Source organism: Serratia sp. CY27727, assembly GCF_052169275.1.
GTDB lineage: Bacteria > Pseudomonadota > Gammaproteobacteria > Enterobacterales > Enterobacteriaceae > Serratia > Serratia sarumanii.
Genome location: NZ_JBJNLB010000002.1, coordinates 829,315 through 848,256 on the forward strand (window position 1 = coordinate 829,315; position 18,942 = coordinate 848,256).

Consider the following 18,942-nt stretch of genomic DNA (forward strand, 5'->3'; position numbering starts at 1 on the left):
GCGCGGTGCGGTTTACATGCGTTCGACGGTTTCGATGCCCAGCGTATCCAGACCGGTTTTCAGCGTTTTCGAGGTCAGCAGCGCCAGCTTCAGGCGGCTCTGACGCGCTTCTTCGCTGTCGGCGTTCAGGATCTGGCAGTGCTCGTAGAAACCGGAGAACAAGCCGGCCAGATCGTACAGGTAACTGCACATGACGTGAGGCGTGCCTTCACGCGCGACGGTGGTGAGCACCTCTTCGAACTGCAGCAGGCGGGTAGCCAGCGCAATTTCACGCTCTTCGGTCAGCGTCAGCGGCAGCGTCAGGCTGCTTTCGTCGATCCCGGCGCGCTTGAATACTGATGCCACGCGGGTATAGGCGTATTGCATATAAGGCGCGGTATTGCCTTCGAAGGCCAGCATGTTATCCCAGTCGAAGACATAGTCGGTGGTGCGGCTTTTCGACAGATCGGCGTATTTCACCGCGCCGATGCCGACCACGCGGGCCACGGTCTTCATTTCGTCTTGCGGCATGTCCGGGTTTTTGCCGGCGATCAGCTGTTCGGCGCGTTCGATGGCCTCATCCAGCAGATCGGAGAGCTTCACCGTACCGCCCGAGCGGGTTTTGAACGGCTTGCCGTCTTTGCCCAGCATCATGCCGAACATGTGGTGTTCCAGCGAGACGGACCCCGGCACGTAACCGGCCTTGCGCACGATGGTCCAGGCTTGCATCAGGTGCTGATGCTGACGGGAGTCGATGTAATACAGCACGCGATTGGCGCCCAGGGTTTCGTAGCGGTACTTGGCGCAGGCGATATCGGTGGTGGTGTAGAGATAGCCGCCATCCTTTTTCTGGATGATGACGCCCATCGGATCGCCGTCCTTGTTCTGGTATTCGTCGAGGAACACCACGGTGGCGCCTTCGCTTTCCACCGCCAGCCCTTTGGCTTTCAGATCGGCGACGATGCCCGGCAGCATCGCGTTATACAGGCTTTCGCCCATCACGTCGTCTTCGGTCAGCGTGACGTTCAGGCGGTTATAGGTCAGCTGGTTTTGCGCCATGGTGATGTCGACCAGCTTGCGCCACATTTTCAGGCAGTACTGATCGCCGCCCTGCAGCTTCACGACGTAAGCGCGCGCGCGCTCGGCGAACTCGGCGTCTTCGTCGTAATGCTTCTTGGCTTCGCGATAGAACTGTTCCAAATCGGACAGGCCCATGTCGCTGGCGTTTTCGTTCTGCATTTTTTCCAGGTAGGCAATCAGCATGCCGAACTGGGTGCCCCAGTCGCCGACGTGGTTGGCACGGATCACTTTATGGCCCAGAAACTCCTGGGTACGCGCCGCGGCGTCGCCGATGATGGTGGAGCGCAGATGGCCGACGTGCATTTCTTTCGCCACGTTCGGCGCGGAGTAGTCGATAACGATGGTTTGCGGCTCAACCGGCGCAATGCCCAGTTTCGGTGCGTTCAGCACCTGGTCGGCCTGGCGGGCGACCCAGTCGCTGTTCAGGAAAATGTTGATAAAGCCGGGACCGGCGATTTCCACTTTACCGGCGACGTCGCCGAGATCCAGCAGTTGCACCACTTTTTCCGCCAGCTGCCGGGGCGGCATGCCCAGCTTTTTGGCGACGGACATCACGCCGTTGGCCTGGTAATCACCAAACTGCGCCTTGGCGGAAGGGCGGACCTGCGCTTCGCAATCGGCTGGCGCGCCAGCGGCGATCAGCGCCTGGCTGACTTTATCTGAAAGAAGAACCTGAATATTCACCGGGTTACCTTAATGACGAACGAGGGGCTGAAGCCAGCCCCTGTGGGATTCAACGGTGGCGGGCGCGATGGGCGACCGCCACAAAACAGCCTGCAATTGTAACCGATCTGACGGAGTCCGTCAGCAGTTGGCGCGGCCGCTGCGATGAAACAGTTGTCGGGTGCGGCGCGTTGATTGCCGGAAGGTGAAAAGCAGAATGAGCTGAACAGAATGTACGGAGGGGAGAGTTGCGAAGCTAGCGCTTTTTATTGCGGCGACCGGCATCCAGCGTGTTGACGCTGCGTGATTTGAAATGACGGTAGATGGCGTATACGGCGATAATTATCAACACCAAGGATATCGTCAGCAATAACATAATGATCATCTCGAATTTAAATTTCCTCCAAAGTAGCCGAGTTGTCTTGGTGAATCAATTGTCTGGGGTTAAATTAAGATAATCCTTAGCTTTTAATCAATTAATGCGTTTTATTTTCTTCTTTTACAATGGGTTGTGATTGCGGATTTGTGCGACATTGATAAGTGAGTCGTTTTGATTAAACCCAGCGATTCAATCGGCTTGACCAATGGCCTGCAGAGGATTTTGTGCAAAATAACTTAAATCATAGCGTCATAAAGAAAAGGTATAATGTCTTGCGAAAAATCTTATTTTTTATTTTTCCGTTGATTTAATAAGCTGCCACCTTAATAAAAATCCGGCTTTTATTCTCCGTGCCCGCAACCAAAAATCATGCTGAACTGCCGCCGAAAAACCTCGCAACGCTGGCGAGCGCTGTCGCCAGCGTGTAAATTACGGCGTTTAACTTTGCGCCCCGTTGTTTTGAGGTTCCTATGACCACTCCCTTGCAGGCCATTGCCGAGCTTGACGATCTGAAGCTCGACCTGCCGCGTTTCGAACAGGCGTTGCACCAATTTGCCGCCAAATTGCGGCTTGATCTGTCCGCGTTTACCGCCGATCACATCTCTCTGCGCTGTCACCAGAACGCCACCGCCGAGCGCTGGCGCCAGGGGCTGATGCAGTGCGGGACACTGCTGTCCGAATCGATGATCAACGGGCGACCTATCTGTCTGTTCGATTTGTCTCAGCCACTGGCCGTTGGGCCGTGGCGGATAGACTGCATCGAACTGCCGTATCCGGGGGAGAAACGCTATCCGCACGAAGGCTGGGAACACGTTGAATTAGTGCTCAGTGGCGATCCGCAGACGCTGTACGCCCGGGCGTTGAGCCACCTGGCCGATGAAGCGTTGCTGGCACCGGGGATCAAGCTGAAGCAAAGCTCGCCAAAAGGCGAGGGCGAACGACTGCCGAACCCGACGCTGGCCATCACCGACGGAACGGTCACGATCAAGTTTCATCCTTATTCCATTCGAGACATCGTCGCCAGCGAACAAGGTTAGCCAGGCAGTGCCGCACAGGCTCGCGCCATGCGATCGAGCGCTTCATCGAGCAGGGCCCATCGGCAACCAAAGTTAAGCCGCACAAAGTGCCGATCGCCAAAGTCCAAACCGGCGCTTAGCCCAACGCCCGCACGTTCGAAGAACTGATGCGGGTTATCCACCGGCAACGCGCTGCAGTCTATCCAGGCCAGGTAAGTGGCCTCGACAGGCAGCAACGTCAAACCCGGCATGGCGTTGATACGCTTTATCAGCCGATCGCGATTGGCGCGCAGATAAATCAACTGCTCATCCAGCCAGGGTTGCCCGTATTGATAAGCCGCCTGCGCCGCCACCAGCGCCAACAGATTGACCTCCGGCACGATACCGCTGCGCGCGCGTTTCAGCTTTTGTCGCAGCGCTTCGTTGGGAACGATCGCCATCGAGGCGCCGAGCCCGGCGAGATTAAACGTTTTTGACGGCGACATCAGCGTCACGCTGCGTTGGGCCGCATCGTCATTCAGGGTGGCGAAAGGGATATGCCGCACGCCGGGCTCAAGCAGCAGTTCGCAGTGGATCTCATCGGAACAGACGATTAAATCGTGTTCGCGAGCGAACTGATGGTGCTGCAACAGCTCATCCCGGCGATAAACGGTGCCACCGGGGTTCTGCGGGTTGCACAGCAACAGGAGTTTCTCGTTGCCACTCAGCCGATCATGCAGCGAGGAAAAATCCAGCACCCAGCGTTGGCCGGTCGCCTGCAGCGGCACCGCGAGGTGCTCGCGCCCGGCGAATTTGGCCGCTTTGCGAAACGGCGGATAAATGGGAGAGGGGGCCAGTGTGCTCTGATGTCCTTCGGTGCAGGCGCGCACGCACAAATTCAGGCCGCACACCAGCCCAGGCAGGAAAATGATCCATTCAGGCTTGATGTGCCAGCCGTAGCGCTCTACCATGCGGCGGGTAAAAACCTCAATAAGATCAGGGGATGGGTGAGTGTAGCCGAATACGCCGTGCGCCACGCGCCGCTGCAAGGCTTCGATCACCGCCGGCGGTGAGGTGAAATCGCTGTCGGCGACCCAAAGCGGGATGATGTCGCGGTCGCGATATTTATCCCACTTAACGCTGTCACTGTGACTGCGGTCTACCCATTGATCAAAATTGAATGCCATAGTTACAACCCTGAGCCGGTTTATGCCTATGCATGAGCCTACGTGAGAAATGAAGAAATGAACAATTGCCGCCGTATGTTGGCCGTTATCTGGGGGTGACAATGATAAAACTGGAAGTTTGTTGCTTTAGCGTCGACTGCGCGCTGACGGCCGAACGGGCGGGCGCCGATCGCATTGAGTTGTGCGCCAGCCAGAGCGAGGGGGGATTGACGCCGAGCTATGGCACGCTGCGTCTGGCGCGCGAGCGGGTTTCGATCCCGGTGCATCCGATCGTTCGCCCTCGCGGTGGCGATTTCTGCTACGGCGCGGTGGATTTCGAGGTGATCAAACAGGATCTCCGCCAGATCCGCGAGATGGGGTTCCCCGGCGTAGTGGTTGGCATGCTGGACGAAGAAGGGCACATCGATCTGCCGCGCATGCGCGAAGTGATGAGGCTGTGCGAGGGCATGGCGGTGACGTTCCATCGCGCGTTCGACATGTGCCAGAACCCGATGGTGGCGTTGGAGCAACTGAGCGAGCTGGGCGTGGCGCGCATTTTGACCTCCGGCCAGCAGCAGAGCGCCGAACTGGGCCTGCCGTTGCTGCGCGATTTGCGCCAGGCCAGTCAGGGCCCGGTAATCATGGCGGGTGCCGGCGTGCGCCTCAGCAATCTGCACAAGTTTGTCGATATTGGCCTGCATGAACTGCACAGCTCTTCCGGTCACCTGGTGCCGTCGACCATGCGTTACCGCAAGGCGGGCGTCACCATGTGCTCCGATAACGAGTTTGACGAATTTAGCCATTATTGCGTGGATGGCGAAATGGTGGAGGCGATGAAAAACGCGCTGGCCTTGGTTGATCCCCTGGCGCAAAGCGCATAAACACGCAGCTAACCGCGTTTGACAACCGGTTTCCGGGCCGTAAGACCCCTTTGCGTGTCACTGAGCCCTCGGCGATCACGCAAGTACCAGGCCCCGGCGTTTTGCCGGGGCTTTTTTTATGTCTTGCGAAGACGCGGTGCCCGTTTCACGCTGTTTCTCTGTCGCACTGCCCCCCATCTCTTCTTGCGCTCATCATGCCCTGCTGATAAGTTTGTGAGTTAAAATCCTTTAAATATCATAATATTAAATGATTTTTTGGTATGCATTTTCGTGGTGAATGATTTGCGCTCTGCCGCTCATCGCCACGTCTGCATTTTCATACCCGTTCATCGCCGGCCTATGGCCGGAACATCACAGCATTAATGAGGAGAGCCGTCGATGCAGCCGCGGAGCGCGTTGGCGGCGGACTTAACAAGGAGATAACGATAATGACCCGAACGGCACACTGTTTGACCGCTGCGCTTTTGCTGACCTTGACCCTGAGCGGGTGCCAGACCGCCAAGCGGCCTGTTTCTACATTAAGTAAGCCGCCCAGCGCAGAAGACATTGCGGAACAAGACAAGCGGCAGCGTGAAGCCGAGCGTATACAGCAGTGCCAGCGCGAGTTGGATGCCATGCGCGGCATGGATAACGAAAAATACCAAAAATTCAAACGTGAATTCGATACCTTGATGGGCGGCGCCGCGCAGTATGCCGGGGTACGCCAGCGGGTCAACACGGGCACGCAGGAAACCGTCGACGCCCTGTATCGTTATCGCACCAGCCGTCTGTGCGCAGACATCAGTTCTGCCATGATGACCGGCCTGGCTGAGCGCGGAGAGCGCGCCCAATGACCCCTCGTGCGAGAAAGGCATTACTGAGCCTGATGATACCGCTGGCGTTTGCGCCAGCGATGGCCGCAGCGGATGACGATGTGCCGGCATTACTGCAGTTCGCCGAGCGCTACCAGCGGCAGGACGCACCGGCAGCTGACGCCGCGGTTACTCCCTCCCGGGAAACCCAAAAGCCGGCGCCCCGGCCGGTTCAACCGCGTGAAACGAGCTCGCAGAGAAAGCAACTGGCGCAGTTGCAAAAGACGCTGCGCGAGAAAGAGGCTCGATTGGAGCAACAGCAAACCGCTATTCAATCACTGCAGCAGGAGCTGACCGCGTTGCGGGTTGCGTCGTCACTGACGGCTGCCGATAAACCGACAGCTGCTCCCGATCTGAGCGCGTTGAGCGACTTCGCCAGCGGCGTGCGACGGGCGCTGAACCTGACGCCGCAGGAGCGCAAGGCTCAGGCGCAGATCGCCGAGGCGCAGGCAGCGTTAGCGCAGGAAAAACAACAAACCGAGGAGCGCGATCGGCGTATCGCCTTGCTGGAACAACGGCTGGCGGCGTTGCCTGAACAGGCGGATAACGCCTGGCAGGAGAAACTGACGGCGGCGCAGACCGCCAACGATAAAGCGCGCCAGCGTTATGAGCAGGACAAACAAGCGGCCGCCGCTGAGCTGGCGCAACAGAAGGCGGAAGCCGCCAAGGCGACGGGAGAACTTCGGCAGCAGCTGGCACTGCGGCAGAAAGAGCTGGATGAACAACGCCAACAGGCCGAGCGGCAAGAGAAAAGCCTGAAAACGGCGCTGGAACAGCAAAAGGCCGAAGCCGCCAAGGCGACGGGTGAACTTCAGCAACAGCTGGCGCAGCTACAGGAAAAAAACAAGACGCAAACCGAGCAGGCGAAGGCATTGGCGCAGCGGCTGGCAACGGCGGTGGCGGAAAGCGAAAAATCAACGCTGCAACTGGCGAAAACGACGGAGCAGGCGAAAAAAAACGCATTGGCGCTAGCGGACGCCAACCAAACGCAGCAGGCATTGCGTGAGGAGCTGGATGGGCTGCGCTCTCGCGCCAAATGGCTGCCGGATGCGCAGGCGCTCGAGAAAAAGCCGGCGCAACAGAGCTATGCTGCCGGTGTCGCTTTGGGGCGCGATATTCAAACGATGCTGGCGGAGCGTAAAAATTGGGGCATCAATCCCGATAAAACCGTGCTGCTGGCGGGCGTGATCGATACCTTCAACGGCCATTACCAGTTAAGCGATGCGCAGTTGACCCGCGCGCTGGCGGAGTCGGAAAAAGCGGTGAACGACGCCCGGAACCAGGCAGCGAAGGTGCAAACCAGCAAGGGCGAGGCGTTCGTCACCGAGTTTAAAAAGAAAAAGGGCACGCAGAAGTCGCCTTCCGGTTTCTGGTATCGCATCGAGTATGCGGGTGATGAAGCCATTAAGGAAAACGCGCGGGTGGACATCGTGGTGAAGGAAAGTTTAACCGACGGCAGCGTGATTCAGGATATGGATCGCAGTGGGAAGGTGATGTCACAGCCGCTCTCTGCCTATCCGCCGTTGTTCCGCGAGGCGATCGGCCATCTGAAAAATCATGGTTCGCTGACGATGGTGGTGCCGCCGGCGTTGGCGTACGGTGAAACGGGCTATGCGCCGCAGATCCCGCCGAACGCGACCATGGTGTATGAGCTGCGGATTGTCGATGTCAACAACGGGTAACGTCGGGCCGGCCCAGGCCGGCCCGATTAGCGAGCGCTAGGGCTTTTTGGCGGTCAGCACGGCGCGCAGGGGCGCCGGATAGCCTTCGATCGTTTTGCTGCGATCGTTCGGATCGAGGAATTCGGCCAGTGATTCGCTGGTCATCCAGTCGGTGCGGCGCTGCTCTTCGAGGCTGGTGACGCACATATCGGCGATCTTCACGTCGACGAAGCCGCACTTCTCCAACCAGCATTTCAGCGCCTCGGCGGAAGGGATGAAATACACGTTACGCATCTGAGCATAACGATCGCCCGGCACCAGCACCTGGTGGCGATCACCTTCCACCACCAGCGTTTCCAGCACCAGTTCACCTTCAGCCACCAGCTGGTTTTTCAGCTGATACAGATGATCGAGCGGCGAGCGGCGGTGATACAGCACCCCCATCGAGAACACGGTGTCGAATGCCGCCAATTCCGGCAATTGCTCGATGCCGAGCGGCAGCAGGTGGGCGCGCTGATCGCCGCCTAATAGCTTGCGCACCGCTTCGAACTGACACAGGAACAGCTGCATCGGATCGATGCCGACGGCGAGGTGTGCGCCGGCGCCAATCATGCGCCACAGGTGATAACCGCTGCCGCAGCCGACGTCGAGAATGGTGCGGCCGGCCAGCGGAGCAATGTGCGGCAGCACGCGATCCCACTTCCAGTCGGAATGCCATTCGGTATCGATATCGATGCCATACAGCGAGAAGGGCCCTTTACGCCATGGCATCAGGGTGCGCAGCATTTTCTCGATGCCTTCAAGCTGGCCCGGCGACAGGCCCGGCTCCATCTCGGCGCGCACGCCGTGCAGCAGATCGAGACGGGTTGGGGTCAGCGTCGGCAAATGCTCGACCGAGTTGAACCACTGTTTGAATTTGCCGTGCAGCGATTCGCGTTGCCAGGCGCTCAGCTGCGCAGGCAGCGTGTCCAGCCAATGGCTGAGGGGGCTTTTGGCGATGCGTTGATAGAAATCACCGAACTCGATCATTGCGCATCCCCCGCTTTCAGGGCGATCAGCGAACCGAAGTTGAAGCATTGGAACCACACTTCGGCATGCTCGAACCCGGCCTGTTGCAGGCGCGCCTTGTGCGCTTCCACCGAGTCGGTGAGCATCACGTTTTCCAGCATGCTGCGTTTTTGGCTGATCTCCAGCTCGCTGTACCCGTTGGCGCGTTTGAAATCGTGGTGCATGTTGAATAGCAGCTCGCCGACTTCAGCGTCCTCAAAGCTGAACTTCTCCGACAGCACCAGTGCGCCGCCCGGGCGCAGGCCACGATAGATTTTCTCCAGCAGACGCAGGCGATCGGCCGGTTCGAGGAACTGCAGCGTAAAGTTCAGTACCACCATCGAGGCGTTCTCGATCTCGATGTCGCGAATGTCGGCTTCGATGACATCGACCGGCGTGTCGGCGCGGAAGGCATCGATATGGCGGCGGCAACGTTCCACCATCGCCGGTGAATTGTCGACGGCGACGATATTGCAGCCGGGCACCTTGATATTCCGCCGCATCGACAGCGTCGCCGCACCCAGCGAGCAGCCCAGGTCATACACCCGGCTGTCGGGTTGCACAAAGCGCTCGGCCAGCATGCCGATCATCGAGATGATGTTGGAATAGCCGGGAACGGAGCGTTGGATCATGTCGGGGAACACTTCGGCGACGCGTTCGTCAAAGGTCCAGTCGCCCAGTTTGGCGATGGGGGCGGAAAAAAGGGTATCGCGGTTTGGCATAGCGGCAAATCAGTTCAGAATTCGAAGCTGCGTAGTCTAACAGAAAAGCGCAAAAAAGCGGAGCGGAAGCAGGCGGCGCGGCCGCCTGATGATAAAACGAGATCAGTGCAGGCTGAAAATCAGATCCCAGGGCAGATAGAAGATATTTGCCAGAACCATCAACAACAAAGAGATATAGGTCGCGGCCATGCCCGAACGGCGCCAGCGAACCTCGCGGTTGCGTAAACCGTAGTAATGCACCAGTCGCCCGGCCATCAGCATCAGGCCGCAAAGGTGAATCATCCAGATTTCCGCGCCGTTCATTTCCATAATCACCAGCAAGACGGCAGCAATCGGAATGTATTCAACGGCGTTGCCATGCACGCGGATGGCGGTCTGCAATTCGTAGAAACCGCCGTCGCCATAGGCTACGCGGTACTGCATCCTTAATCTGACTACGTCATAAGAGAGTTTGATCAACAACAATGCGCCGAGCACCACATAAAGCGCGCTTACCATTTTTAACTCCGTTCCCTAACCAAAACTGGCAGCCAGCATCATAGCCGTCATTGTATTCACTGTCGCGGGGAAATATTTGATGTTATTGGTCAGATTAATAGGTCAAAACAGTGCATCTTGTTCTGGCCAGTCCGGCGGCGCAGGCAAATCGGGGATCGCCAGCCGTAGCTGCTGCCAAATTTTTTGCGCCTGCTGGGGCGAATCGCCGTTGTCCGGCGTATGAATAAACAGATAGGGCTGATGCTGTTGCTGCCACAGCGGCAGTTTTTTCTGCCAGGCGTCGAACCAGCGCAGGTTGTCGGCCAATTGGTCACCGCCGATAAAGCGCACCAGCGGTTGGTCGGCGGTGACCAGGGCGTGCACCGGCAGCTTCGGCTTTTTCTGCTGGGCATCGCGCACGGCGGCGGTGTTGGGGGCGGCGTGATGCACCGGGCGGCTGTCGAGGATCACCCGATTGATGCCGCGCTGGTGCAATCCCTGATTCAGCGCACGCTCTTCCTCGCCCTTGGCGAAAAACGCCGGATGACGCACTTCTACGCCGTAGGTGAATTCCTTCGGCAGGCTTTCGAAGAACTGCCACATGCGCGGCAGCTCGTCAGGGCCGAAGGCGGCGGGCAACTGCAGCCACAGTTGGCCGATGCGTTGATGCACCGGGCTCAGGCAGTGGTAAAACGCCTGCAGCTCGGCGGCGCAGTTGCGCAGGGCGGCCTTGTGGCTGATGTCCGACGGGAATTTGAAGCAGAAGCGAAAATCGTCACCGGTCATGTCGCGCCAGCGCTGCACGATTTCCAGCTTCGGCAGCGCGTAGAAGGTGGTATTGCCTTCCACGCAGTTGAAATAGCGGCTGTAATCCGCCAAATCACGCAGCCCGATGCGATTCCAGGCTGCATGTTGCCATTGCGGCAGTCCGATGTAGATCACGGCGTCGTCTTCCTTTACTTGTCCTTGGCTTATCAGGCTACAACTTAACGTTACCGCTCGAGCGCGGCAAGAATTTCGCCGGTGTCGCGCACCCGTGCCAAACGCGGGAAGATGTGTTCGAACGCGAAACGGTGCATTTCCGCGTTCTGCGCGCTGCAGACATCTTCGGCGATCACCAGCTCATAGCCATGCTCCCAGGCGGCGCGGGCGGTGGATTCCACGCCGATATTGGTGGATATGCCGCCCAATACCACGGATTTGATGCCGCGACGGCGCAGCTGCAAATCCAGATCGGTGCCGTAGAAGGCGCCCCATTGGCGCTTGGTGACCAGAATATCGCTGTCGCAGACCGCCAGCGGCGCGGGGAACTCCCACCAACTGGCCGGCAAGCCGCCGGCGGGCGCGGGAGCCGGCTTGTCCACCGGCTGTTTCAGCGCTTCGGCGAAGGAGTTTGACCAGCCGACGCGCACCAGCAGCACCGGCGCGCCCAGCAGACGAAAACGGGCGGCCAGCAGGGCGGCGTTCGCCACCACCTGGTCGGCGCTGTGCGGGCCGCCGGCGTAGGGCAGAATGCCGTTTTGCAAATCGATCAGCACCAGAGCGGTGGTTTGGGCGTCAAGTTTCAGCATGGATTTCATCTCGTTGCAAAGTGGATAAAAACTGATCGGCGCGCCGGGCGAGCTGCGTTCGGCGCAAAACCGGGGGAGAATCAGGCTACGTGAAAAAACTGTCGCAGGTTAATGGGAAATTTGTTAACCGATGTGTTGATTCGAGCAAAAACGCGCCATTTAGTGCAGTAACAATGCTGTGTTCGCACTTATCGGGCGGATGAATTTCCTTTATAATGACTCCCTTTTTTCAACACTCTTTAATCCAACGACCTATGCCGATTTATGAATATGCATGTGGTGCTTGCAACCATCGGTTAGAGAAATTGCAAAAATTTTCCGATGCGCCGCTGGCAGACTGCCCGGCGTGTGGGCAGCCCGCGTTGACCAAGTTGATTTCTTCCTCCGGTTTCCAGCTTAAGGGCACCGGCTGGTATGCGACGGATTTTAAACCGGGTAACAAGTAGAATTTATCAGATAACAGCCGCGCGACAGGGGCGCAGTAGCCCGGCGCGGCATCGGCTGTGTAAAAGGATAGCGTATGCGTACTGAATATTGCGGGCAGTTGAATCTGTCCCACGTGGGCCAGGAAGTCACTCTGTGTGGTTGGGTCAATCGTCGTCGCGATCTCGGCGGCCTGATCTTTATTGATATGCGCGACCGCGAAGGCATCGTGCAGGTGTTCTTCGATCCGGACCAGAAAGTGGCGTTCGACAAGGCCTACGACCTGCGCAATGAGTTCTGCATCCAGATCGTCGGCACCGTGCGTGCGCGTCCGGACAGCCAGATCAATAAAGATATGGCCACTGGCGAAGTGGAAGTGTTCGCCCACGCGCTGGAGATCATCAACCGCTCCGAGCCGCTGCCGCTGGACTCCAATCAGGTCAACAGCGAAGAAGCGCGCCTGAAATACCGCTACCTGGATCTGCGCCGCCCGGAAATGGCCGAGCGTCTGAAGACCCGCGCCAAAATCACCAGCTTCGTGCGCCGCTTCATGGACAGCCACGGCTTCCTCGATATCGAAACGCCGATGCTGACCAAGGCGACGCCGGAAGGCGCCCGCGATTACCTTGTGCCGAGCCGCGTACACAAGGGCAAATTCTACGCGCTGCCGCAGTCCCCGCAGCTGTTCAAACAGCTGCTGATGATGTCCGGCTTCGATCGTTACTACCAGATCGTCAAATGCTTCCGCGACGAAGACCTGCGTGCGGACCGTCAGCCTGAATTCACCCAGATCGACGTCGAAACCTCTTTCATGACCGCCGATCAGGTGCGTGAAGTCATGGAGAAGTTGGCGCGCGAACTGTGGCTGGACGTGAAGGGCGTGGATCTGGGCGATTTCCCGGTCATGACCTTCGCCGAAGCGATGCGTCGCTTTGGCTCCGACAAGCCGGACCTGCGTAACCCGCTGGAGCTGGTGGACGTGGCTGACTTGGTCAAAGACGTCGAGTTTAAAGTGTTCTCCGGCCCGGCCAACGACGCCAAAGGCCGCGTGGCGGCGATCCGCGTACCGGGCGGCGCACAGCTGACCCGCAAGCAGATCGACGAGTACGGCGCTTTCGTCAATATCTACGGCGCCAAAGGCCTGGCGTGGCTGAAGGTCAACGACCGCGCCGCCGGCATGGAAGGCGTGCAGAGCCCGATCGCCAAATTCCTCAGTGCAGACGTGCTGGAAGGCATCCTGGCGCGCACCGATGCGCAGACCGGCGATATCCTGTTCTTCGGCGCCGACAGCGTCAAGATTGTCACCGATGCGATGGGCGCGCTGCGCCTGAAGCTGGGGCGCGATCTGGCGCTGACCCAACTCGACAGCTGGGCACCGCTGTGGGTGGTTGACTTCCCGATGTTCGAAGAAGACGAAGAGGGCGGCCTGGCGGCCATGCACCACCCGTTCACCTCGCCACGCGACATGAGCCCGGAAGAGCTGGCGGCAGCGCCGGTCAACGCCATCGCCAACGCCTATGACATGGTGATCAACGGTTACGAAGTGGGCGGCGGTTCGGTGCGTATCCACCGTAGCGAAATGCAGCAGACGGTGTTCAGCATTCTGGGCATTAACGAACACGAACAGCGCGAGAAGTTCGGCTTCCTGCTGGACGCGCTGAAGTACGGTACGCCGCCGCACGCCGGCCTGGCCTTCGGCCTGGATCGTCTGGTGATGCTGTTGACCGGCACCGACAACATCCGCGACGTCATCGCCTTCCCGAAAACCACCGCGGCGGCCTGTCTGATGACCGACGCGCCGAGCTTCGCCAACCCGGCTGCGCTGCAGGAGCTGGCGATCAGCGTGGTAAAGAAAGCCGGTGCGGAACAAGAGAGCGAGTGATGAGTTACAAGCGCCCTGAATCTATCCTGGTAGTGATTTACGCGAAATCCAGTGGTCGGGTGCTGATGTTACAGCGGCGCGACGATACCGAGTTCTGGCAGTCGGTCACCGGCAGCCTGGAACAGGATGAGTCGCCACCGCATGCCGCGCGGCGTGAAGTGATGGAAGAGGTCGGCATCGATATCGAAGCAGAGCACCTGCCGTTGTTCGATTGCCAGCGCTGCGTGGAGTTTGAACTCTTTGTCCATTTGCGACATCGCTATGCGCCGGGAACCACGCGCAATAAAGAGCACTGGTTCTGTCTGGCGTTGCCCGAGGAGCGCGATCCGGTGATTACCGAGCATCACGCTTACCAATGGCTTGAGGCGGCCGAGGCCGTGAAGTTGACCAAGTCGTGGAGCAATCAGCAGGCGATTGAAGAGTTCGTGATCAATTCAGTCCAGTAGTTTTTTTCGGAGATTTTTTATGGCAGGTCATAGTAAGTGGGCCAACACAAAGCACCGTAAAGCGGCGCAGGACGCCAAGCGCGGTAAAATTTTCACCAAGATTATTCGTGAGCTGGTCACGGCCGCCAAGCTGGGCGGTGGCGATCCGGATTCCAACCCGCGTCTGCGCGCGGCGATGGACAAGGCGCTGTCGAACAACATGACGCGCGACACCATGAACCGTGCGATTGCGCGCGGCGTGGGCGGCGATGATGATACCAATATGGAAACCATCATCTATGAAGGTTACGGCCCTGGCGGCACCGCCGTGATGATCGAATGCCTGAGCGACAACCGCAACCGCACCGTGGCGGAAGTGCGCCACGCCTTCACCAAATGCGGCGGCAACCTCGGCACCGACGGTTCCGTGGCTTACCTGTTCACCAAGAAGGGCGTGATCACCTACGCACCGGGCCTGGATGAAGACAGCGTGATGGAAGCGGCGCTGGAAGCCGGTGCGGAAGACATCGTGACCTATGACGATGGCGCCATCGACGTGTTCACCGCCTGGGAAAGCCTGGGCGCGGTGAAAGACGCGCTGACCGCGGCGGGCTTCGAAGCCGAAGCGGCGGAAGTGTCGATGATCCCATCGACCAAGGCCGACATGGACGCGGAAACCGCGCCTAAGCTGCTGCGCCTGATCGATATGCTGGAAGACTGCGACGACGTGCAGGAAGTTTACCATAACGGTGAAATCTCCGACGAAGTGGCGGCGACGCTGTAATCCGGTAAAACGGGCGCCGCCGTTCGGCGGCGCCGTGCATGCAAGGTGGATGTAGATATGGCGATCATACTCGGTATCGATCCCGGCTCACGCGTCACCGGCTATGGCCTTATCCGCCAGCAGGGGCGTCAGTTGAGCTATATCGCCAGCGGCTGCATCCGCACGGTGGTGGACGACATGCCGACGCGGCTGAAGCTGATTTACGCCGGCGTCAGTGAGATCATCACCCAGTTTCAGCCCGATTTCTTCGCCATCGAACAGGTGTTTATGGCCAAGAACCCGGACTCGGCGCTCAAGCTCGGCCAGGCGCGCGGCGTCGCGATCGTCGCGGCGGTGAATCAGAATCTGGAAGTGTTCGAGTATGCGGCGCGGCAGGTCAAACAGACCGTGGTCGGCACCGGCGCGGCCGAAAAGGCGCAGGTACAGCACATGGTGCGCTCGCTGCTCAAACTCTCGGCCAACCCGCAGGCGGACGCCGCCGATGCCCTGGCCATCGCCATTACCCACTGCCACCTCAGCCAGAATGTGCTGCGGATGAGCGAAGGGCGGTTGAACCTGGCGCGCGGGCGTTTGCGCTGACGCAAAGCGATGATTGCTCAGGCTGGATATTCATCCAGCCTTTTTTATGTTATAAGCTTTACCAGCAACGGCATGGCAGGGCGCCATGCCCGGTCATTCTGCAGGAGGGTAAATGATAGGTCGTCTCAGGGGAAATATTCTGGAAAAGCAGCCGCCGCTGGTGTTACTGGAGGCGAACGGCGTGGGCTATGAGGTACACATGCCGATGACCTGCTTTTACGAGCTGCCGGAACTGGGGCAAGAGGCCATCGTGTTTACCCACTTCGTGGTGCGTGAAGACGCGCAGCTGCTGTACGGTTTCAACGACAAGCAGGAGCGCGCGCTGTTCCGCGAGCTGATCAAGGTCAACGGCGTCGGGCCGAAGCTGGCGTTGGCGATCCTGTCGGGCATGTCCGCGCAGCAGTTCGTCAGCGCGGTGGAGCGCGAAGAGATCACTGCGCTGGTCAAGCTGCCGGGCGTAGGCAAGAAAACCGCCGAGCGCCTGGTGGTAGAGATGAAAGACCGCTTCAAAGGGCTGAACGGCGATCTGTTCAACAGCAGTAGCGAGATCAGCCTGCCGTCCGCCGCCGCCAACGCGCCGGAAGCGGACGCAGAAGCCGAAGCTGTCTCGGCGTTGGTGGCACTGGGCTATAAGCCGCAGGAAGCCAGCCGCATGATCAGCAAAATTGCCAAACCGGGCGCCGACTGCGAGACCCTGATCCGCGACGCGCTGCGCGCGGCTTTGTAAGGCCGCTAAGAGGTAGATAATGATTGAAGCCGATCGCCTGATCTCCGCCGAACCGATCAACGAGGAAGAAGTCCTCGATCGCGCCATTCGTCCCAAGCTGTTGACCGAATACGTGGGCCAGCCGCACGTGCGCGAGCAGATGGAGATCTTCATCCAGGCGGCCAAGCAGCGCGGCGACGCGCTCGACCACCTGCTGATCTTCGGCCCGCCGGGCCTGGGGAAAACCACCCTGGCCAACATCGTGGCCAACGAAATGGGCGTGAATCTGCGCACCACGTCCGGCCCGGTGCTGGAGAAGGCGGGCGATTTGGCGGCGATGCTGACCAACCTCGAACCGCACGACGTGTTGTTCATCGACGAAATCCACCGTTTATCTCCGGTGGTGGAAGAGGTGCTGTATCCGGCGATGGAAGACTATCAGCTGGATATCATGATCGGCGAAGGGCCGGCGGCGCGTTCGATTAAGCTCGATCTGCCGCCGTTTACCTTGGTGGGCGCTACCACCCGCGCCGGCTCGCTGACCTCGCCGCTGCGCGATCGCTTCGGCATTGTCCAGCGGCTGGAGTTTTATCAGGTGGCGGATCTGCAGCACATCGTCTCGCGCAGCGCCGGCTGCCTGGGGCTGGAGCTGTCCGACGAGGGTGCCCATGAAGTGGCCCGCCGTGCGCGCGGTACGCCGCGTATCGCCAACCGCCTGTTGCGCCGGGTGCGCGACTTTGCCGAGGTGCGCGCCAACGGCGTGATCAGCGGCGCGGTGGCGGCGCAGGCGCTCGATATGCTCAACGTCGATGCCGAAGGTTTCGACTATATGGATCGCAAGCTGCTGTTGGCGATTATCGACAAGTTTACCGGCGGCCCGGTCGGGCTGGACAACCTGGCGGCGGCGATCGGCGAAGAGCGCGAAACCATCGAGGACGTGATTGAACCGTTCCTGATCCAGCAGGGCTTTATCCAGCGCACGCCGCGCGGCCGTTTGGCGACCCAGCATGCCTACCGGCATTTCGGGCTGGAACGCGAAGCATAAGAAGTTTGCCATCCTCCATACAAAAGGGCCGCATCTGCGGCCCTCGTCATATTCTGGTTCTGGCTTCAATCAAGCCTGCTGTTTTTTGAACAGGCTCAGCGTGAACAGCACGGCGGCGCAGAGCACTACCGAAGGGCCGGCCGGCGTATCGTAACACGCCGAGAAAGTCAGGCCGCCGGTGACGGCCACCATGCCGAGCAGCACCGCGACGCCGGCCATCTGTTCCGGCGTGCGCGCGAAGCGGCGAGCGGTGGCTGCGGGAATGATCAGCAGCGAAGTGATGATCAGCGCGCCGACGAATTTCATCGCCAGGCCGATGGTCAACGCGGTCACCAGCATCAGCACGGTGCGCGCCCGCGCCAGATTGACGCCGTCGACGTGCGCCAGCTCCGGGCTGATGGTCATCGACAGCAGATCGCGCCACTGCCACCACAGCACCAACAGCACCACGGCGACGCCGCCGGCGATCATCAGGATATCGCTCAGCGTGACCGACAGCAGATCGCCGAACAGGTAGGCCATCAGGTCGACCCGCACGTTGGACATCAGCGCCACCACTACCAGGCCCAGCGACAGGGCGCTGTGGGCCAGAATGCCGAGCAGGGTATCCACCGAAAGCTGCGGGCGGCGCTCCAGCCATACCAGGGCCAGAGCCAGCAGCAGCGTAATGGCGATCACCGCATAGAAAGGATTGATGTCGAGCAGCAGACCAAAGGCGACGCCGAGCAGCGAGGCGTGCGCCAGGGTATCGCCAAAGTAGGACATGCGGCGCCAGACCACGAAGGAGCCCAGCGGCCCGGCGGCGCCGGCCAACAACACGCCGGCCAGCCAGCCGGGAAGTAACAGTTCGATCATGCTTCGCGGCTCCCGGTTTTCTTCAAGACAATTCTTCCCTGCAGGTCGTGGCGGTGATTGTGATGGTGGCGATACACCGCCAGTTGCTCTGCGCCGCGGTTGCCGAACATGGCGATGAATTCGGGATGCATCGACACCACCTCCGGCGCCCCTGAGCAGCAGATGTGCTGATTGAGGCACAAGACCTCGTCGGTTTTCGCCATCACCAGATGCAGATCGTGCGACACCATCAGCACGGCGCAGCCCAGCTCTTTACGCAGTTGATCGATGAGATCGTACAGCGCCAGCTGGCCGTTGACGTCCACCCCTTGCGTGGGTTCGTCCAGCACCAGCAGCTGCGGTTTGTTCAACAGCGCTCGCGCCAGCAGCACGCGTTGGTTTTCACCGCCGGAGAGCTTTTGCATCGGCTGGTCGAGCAGGTGGGCGGCGTGCACGCGCTTGAGCGCCGGCAGAATGTCGGCTTTCTTGACGCCGGGCTTGAGGCGCATAAAGCGGCTGACGGTCAGCGGCAGGGTGGCGTCGAGGTGCAGCTTTTGCGGCACGTAGCCGATGCGCAGATCGGGCTCACGCTCCAGCGTGCCGGCGGTCGGTTTGACCAATCCCAGCACCACGCGCACCAACGTAGACTTGCCCGCGCCGTTCGGGCCCAGCAGCGTGAGAATACGGCCGGGTTGCAGGCTGAGGGAAATGTTCGACAGCACCTTGCGGCTGCCGAAGGCGACGGAGATATTTTTTAGCGTTATCAGTGTAGACATCTCGAGATTACAGGTT

General features: G+C 59.6%; 20 protein-coding genes. 11 read left to right on the forward strand and 9 right to left on the reverse strand.

Annotated elements, in window-relative coordinates:
* Nucleotides 1–12: 12 nt before the first annotated feature.
* Nucleotides 13–1,743: an arginine--tRNA ligase gene (argS, locus tag ACJ8HB_RS08890; RefSeq protein WP_060418900.1), complete on the reverse strand. Its 1,731-nt coding sequence runs from the start codon at nt 1,741–1,743 to the stop codon at nt 13–15.
* Nucleotides 1,744–2,571: 828 nt separating this feature from the next.
* Between argS and ACJ8HB_RS08895 the strand changes: the two genes are divergently transcribed.
* Nucleotides 2,572–3,138 carry a VOC family protein gene (locus ACJ8HB_RS08895; RefSeq protein WP_033647652.1) on the forward strand — a complete coding sequence of 189 codons (567 nt, stop codon included), beginning with the start codon at nt 2,572–2,574 and terminating at the stop codon, nt 3,136–3,138.
* Here the strand turns inward: ACJ8HB_RS08895 and ACJ8HB_RS08900 are convergent.
* Nucleotides 3,135–4,283: a MalY/PatB family protein gene (locus ACJ8HB_RS08900; RefSeq protein ID WP_094859899.1), complete on the reverse strand. Its 1,149-nt coding sequence runs from the start codon at nt 4,281–4,283 to the stop codon at nt 3,135–3,137. The genes ACJ8HB_RS08895 and ACJ8HB_RS08900 overlap by 4 nt on opposite strands.
* A gap of 101 nt (nt 4,284–4,384) precedes the next feature.
* Between ACJ8HB_RS08900 and cutC the strand changes: the two genes are divergently transcribed.
* From cutC to ACJ8HB_RS08915, 3 genes are all read left to right on the forward strand, one after another.
* Nucleotides 4,385–5,143: a copper homeostasis protein CutC gene (cutC, locus tag ACJ8HB_RS08905; RefSeq protein ID WP_033634860.1), complete on the forward strand. Its 759-nt coding sequence runs from the start codon at nt 4,385–4,387 to the stop codon at nt 5,141–5,143.
* A gap of 428 nt (nt 5,144–5,571) precedes the next feature.
* Nucleotides 5,572–5,976 (forward strand): hypothetical protein, encoded by a 405-nt coding sequence (locus ACJ8HB_RS08910; RefSeq protein WP_033654407.1) that lies wholly within the window; start codon nt 5,572–5,574, stop codon nt 5,974–5,976.
* Nucleotides 5,973–7,676: an FKBP-type peptidyl-prolyl cis-trans isomerase N-terminal domain-containing protein gene (locus tag ACJ8HB_RS08915; RefSeq protein ID WP_094859898.1), complete on the forward strand. Its 1,704-nt coding sequence runs from the start codon at nt 5,973–5,975 to the stop codon at nt 7,674–7,676. The genes ACJ8HB_RS08910 and ACJ8HB_RS08915 overlap by 4 nt, the downstream gene beginning before the upstream one ends.
* 36 nt (nt 7,677–7,712) lie before the next feature.
* On the opposite strand, the gene cmoB is transcribed toward ACJ8HB_RS08915, so the two are convergent.
* From cmoB to ACJ8HB_RS08940, 5 genes are all read right to left on the reverse strand, one after another.
* Nucleotides 7,713–8,684: a tRNA 5-methoxyuridine(34)/uridine 5-oxyacetic acid(34) synthase CmoB gene (cmoB, locus tag ACJ8HB_RS08920; protein ID WP_033654405.1), complete on the reverse strand. Its 972-nt coding sequence runs from the start codon at nt 8,682–8,684 to the stop codon at nt 7,713–7,715.
* Nucleotides 8,681–9,424: a carboxy-S-adenosyl-L-methionine synthase CmoA gene (cmoA, locus tag ACJ8HB_RS08925; protein WP_033634856.1), complete on the reverse strand. Its 744-nt coding sequence runs from the start codon at nt 9,422–9,424 to the stop codon at nt 8,681–8,683. Before cmoA ends, cmoB begins: the two co-directional genes overlap by 4 nt.
* Before the next feature lie 102 nt (nt 9,425–9,526).
* Nucleotides 9,527–9,922 carry an MAPEG family protein gene (locus tag ACJ8HB_RS08930; RefSeq protein ID WP_004932387.1) on the reverse strand — a complete coding sequence of 132 codons (396 nt, stop codon included), beginning with the start codon at nt 9,920–9,922 and terminating at the stop codon, nt 9,527–9,529.
* A gap of 102 nt (nt 9,923–10,024) precedes the next feature.
* Nucleotides 10,025–10,840 carry a DUF72 domain-containing protein gene (locus tag ACJ8HB_RS08935; RefSeq protein ID WP_094859965.1) on the reverse strand — a complete coding sequence of 272 codons (816 nt, stop codon included), beginning with the start codon at nt 10,838–10,840 and terminating at the stop codon, nt 10,025–10,027.
* Between the two features lie 53 nt (nt 10,841–10,893).
* Complete coding sequence (locus tag ACJ8HB_RS08940) at nt 10,894–11,472, reverse strand: hydrolase (RefSeq protein WP_094859964.1); 579 nt, start codon at nt 11,470–11,472, stop codon at nt 10,894–10,896.
* A 254-nt stretch (nt 11,473–11,726) separates the two neighbouring features.
* Here ACJ8HB_RS08940 and ACJ8HB_RS08945 point away from each other — a divergent pair, with 254 nt between their 5' ends.
* The 7 genes from ACJ8HB_RS08945 (at nt 11,727) to ruvB (ending at nt 17,316) form a co-directional block, all read left to right on the forward strand.
* Nucleotides 11,727–11,918, forward strand: a complete 192-nt coding sequence (locus tag ACJ8HB_RS08945; protein ID WP_033632845.1) for an FmdB family zinc ribbon protein — start codon at nt 11,727–11,729, stop codon at nt 11,916–11,918.
* Nucleotides 11,919–11,992: 74 nt separating this feature from the next.
* Nucleotides 11,993–13,777 carry an aspartate--tRNA ligase gene (gene aspS, locus ACJ8HB_RS08950; protein WP_043147580.1) on the forward strand — a complete coding sequence of 595 codons (1,785 nt, stop codon included), beginning with the start codon at nt 11,993–11,995 and terminating at the stop codon, nt 13,775–13,777.
* Nucleotides 13,777–14,223, forward strand: a complete 447-nt coding sequence (gene nudB / locus ACJ8HB_RS08955) for a dihydroneopterin triphosphate diphosphatase (RefSeq protein WP_004932373.1) — start codon at nt 13,777–13,779, stop codon at nt 14,221–14,223. The genes aspS and nudB overlap by 1 nt, the downstream gene beginning before the upstream one ends.
* Nucleotides 14,224–14,242: 19 nt before the next feature.
* Nucleotides 14,243–14,986: a YebC/PmpR family DNA-binding transcriptional regulator gene (locus tag ACJ8HB_RS08960; protein ID WP_004932370.1), complete on the forward strand. Its 744-nt coding sequence runs from the start codon at nt 14,243–14,245 to the stop codon at nt 14,984–14,986.
* Between the two features lie 57 nt (nt 14,987–15,043).
* Nucleotides 15,044–15,565, forward strand: coding sequence for a crossover junction endodeoxyribonuclease RuvC (gene ruvC, locus ACJ8HB_RS08965; RefSeq protein ID WP_004932367.1), 522 nt, complete (start codon nt 15,044–15,046; stop codon nt 15,563–15,565).
* Nucleotides 15,566–15,677: 112 nt separating this feature from the next.
* Nucleotides 15,678–16,292 carry a Holliday junction branch migration protein RuvA gene (gene ruvA / locus ACJ8HB_RS08970; protein WP_033634852.1) on the forward strand — a complete coding sequence of 205 codons (615 nt, stop codon included), beginning with the start codon at nt 15,678–15,680 and terminating at the stop codon, nt 16,290–16,292.
* A gap of 19 nt (nt 16,293–16,311) precedes the next feature.
* Nucleotides 16,312–17,316 (forward strand): Holliday junction branch migration DNA helicase RuvB, encoded by a 1,005-nt coding sequence (gene ruvB / locus ACJ8HB_RS08975; RefSeq protein ID WP_025303125.1) that lies wholly within the window; start codon nt 16,312–16,314, stop codon nt 17,314–17,316.
* Nucleotides 17,317–17,385: 69 nt separating this feature from the next.
* Here the strand turns inward: ruvB and znuB are convergent, their stop codons facing one another.
* Entirely contained in the window at nt 17,386–18,171 is a 786-nt protein-coding gene (znuB, locus tag ACJ8HB_RS08980) for a zinc ABC transporter permease subunit ZnuB (RefSeq protein ID WP_033634849.1), read from the reverse strand.
* Nucleotides 18,168–18,926 (reverse strand): zinc ABC transporter ATP-binding protein ZnuC, encoded by a 759-nt coding sequence (znuC, locus tag ACJ8HB_RS08985; RefSeq protein WP_004932357.1) that lies wholly within the window; start codon nt 18,924–18,926, stop codon nt 18,168–18,170. Before znuC ends, znuB begins: the two co-directional genes overlap by 4 nt.
* Nucleotides 18,927–18,942: the final 16 nt, after the last annotated feature.

Coding starts and splice junctions, on each gene's coding strand:
- ACJ8HB_RS08895 (WP_033647652.1), top strand. CDS start 2,572: ATGACCACTCCCTTGCAGGCCATTGCCGAGCTTGACGATCTGAAGCTC.
- ACJ8HB_RS08900 (WP_094859899.1), bottom strand. CDS start 4,283: ATGGCATTCAATTTTGATCAATGGGTAGACCGCAGTCACAGTGACAGC.
- cutC (WP_033634860.1), top strand. CDS start 4,385: ATGATAAAACTGGAAGTTTGTTGCTTTAGCGTCGACTGCGCGCTGACG.
- ACJ8HB_RS08910 (WP_033654407.1), top strand. CDS start 5,572: ATGACCCGAACGGCACACTGTTTGACCGCTGCGCTTTTGCTGACCTTG.
- ACJ8HB_RS08915 (WP_094859898.1), top strand. CDS start 5,973: ATGACCCCTCGTGCGAGAAAGGCATTACTGAGCCTGATGATACCGCTG.
- cmoB (WP_033654405.1), bottom strand. CDS start 8,684: ATGATCGAGTTCGGTGATTTCTATCAACGCATCGCCAAAAGCCCCCTC.
- cmoA (WP_033634856.1), bottom strand. CDS start 9,424: ATGCCAAACCGCGATACCCTTTTTTCCGCCCCCATCGCCAAACTGGGC.
- ACJ8HB_RS08930 (WP_004932387.1), bottom strand. CDS start 9,922: ATGGTAAGCGCGCTTTATGTGGTGCTCGGCGCATTGTTGTTGATCAAA.
- ACJ8HB_RS08940 (WP_094859964.1), bottom strand. CDS start 11,472: ATGCTGAAACTTGACGCCCAAACCACCGCTCTGGTGCTGATCGATTTG.
- ACJ8HB_RS08945 (WP_033632845.1), top strand. CDS start 11,727: ATGCCGATTTATGAATATGCATGTGGTGCTTGCAACCATCGGTTAGAG.
- aspS (WP_043147580.1), top strand. CDS start 11,993: ATGCGTACTGAATATTGCGGGCAGTTGAATCTGTCCCACGTGGGCCAG.
- nudB (WP_004932373.1), top strand. CDS start 13,777: ATGAGTTACAAGCGCCCTGAATCTATCCTGGTAGTGATTTACGCGAAA.
- ACJ8HB_RS08960 (WP_004932370.1), top strand. CDS start 14,243: ATGGCAGGTCATAGTAAGTGGGCCAACACAAAGCACCGTAAAGCGGCG.
- ruvC (WP_004932367.1), top strand. CDS start 15,044: ATGGCGATCATACTCGGTATCGATCCCGGCTCACGCGTCACCGGCTAT.
- ruvA (WP_033634852.1), top strand. CDS start 15,678: ATGATAGGTCGTCTCAGGGGAAATATTCTGGAAAAGCAGCCGCCGCTG.
- ruvB (WP_025303125.1), top strand. CDS start 16,312: ATGATTGAAGCCGATCGCCTGATCTCCGCCGAACCGATCAACGAGGAA.
- znuB (WP_033634849.1), bottom strand. CDS start 18,171: ATGATCGAACTGTTACTTCCCGGCTGGCTGGCCGGCGTGTTGTTGGCC.
- znuC (WP_004932357.1), bottom strand. CDS start 18,926: ATGTCTACACTGATAACGCTAAAAAATATCTCCGTCGCCTTCGGCAGC.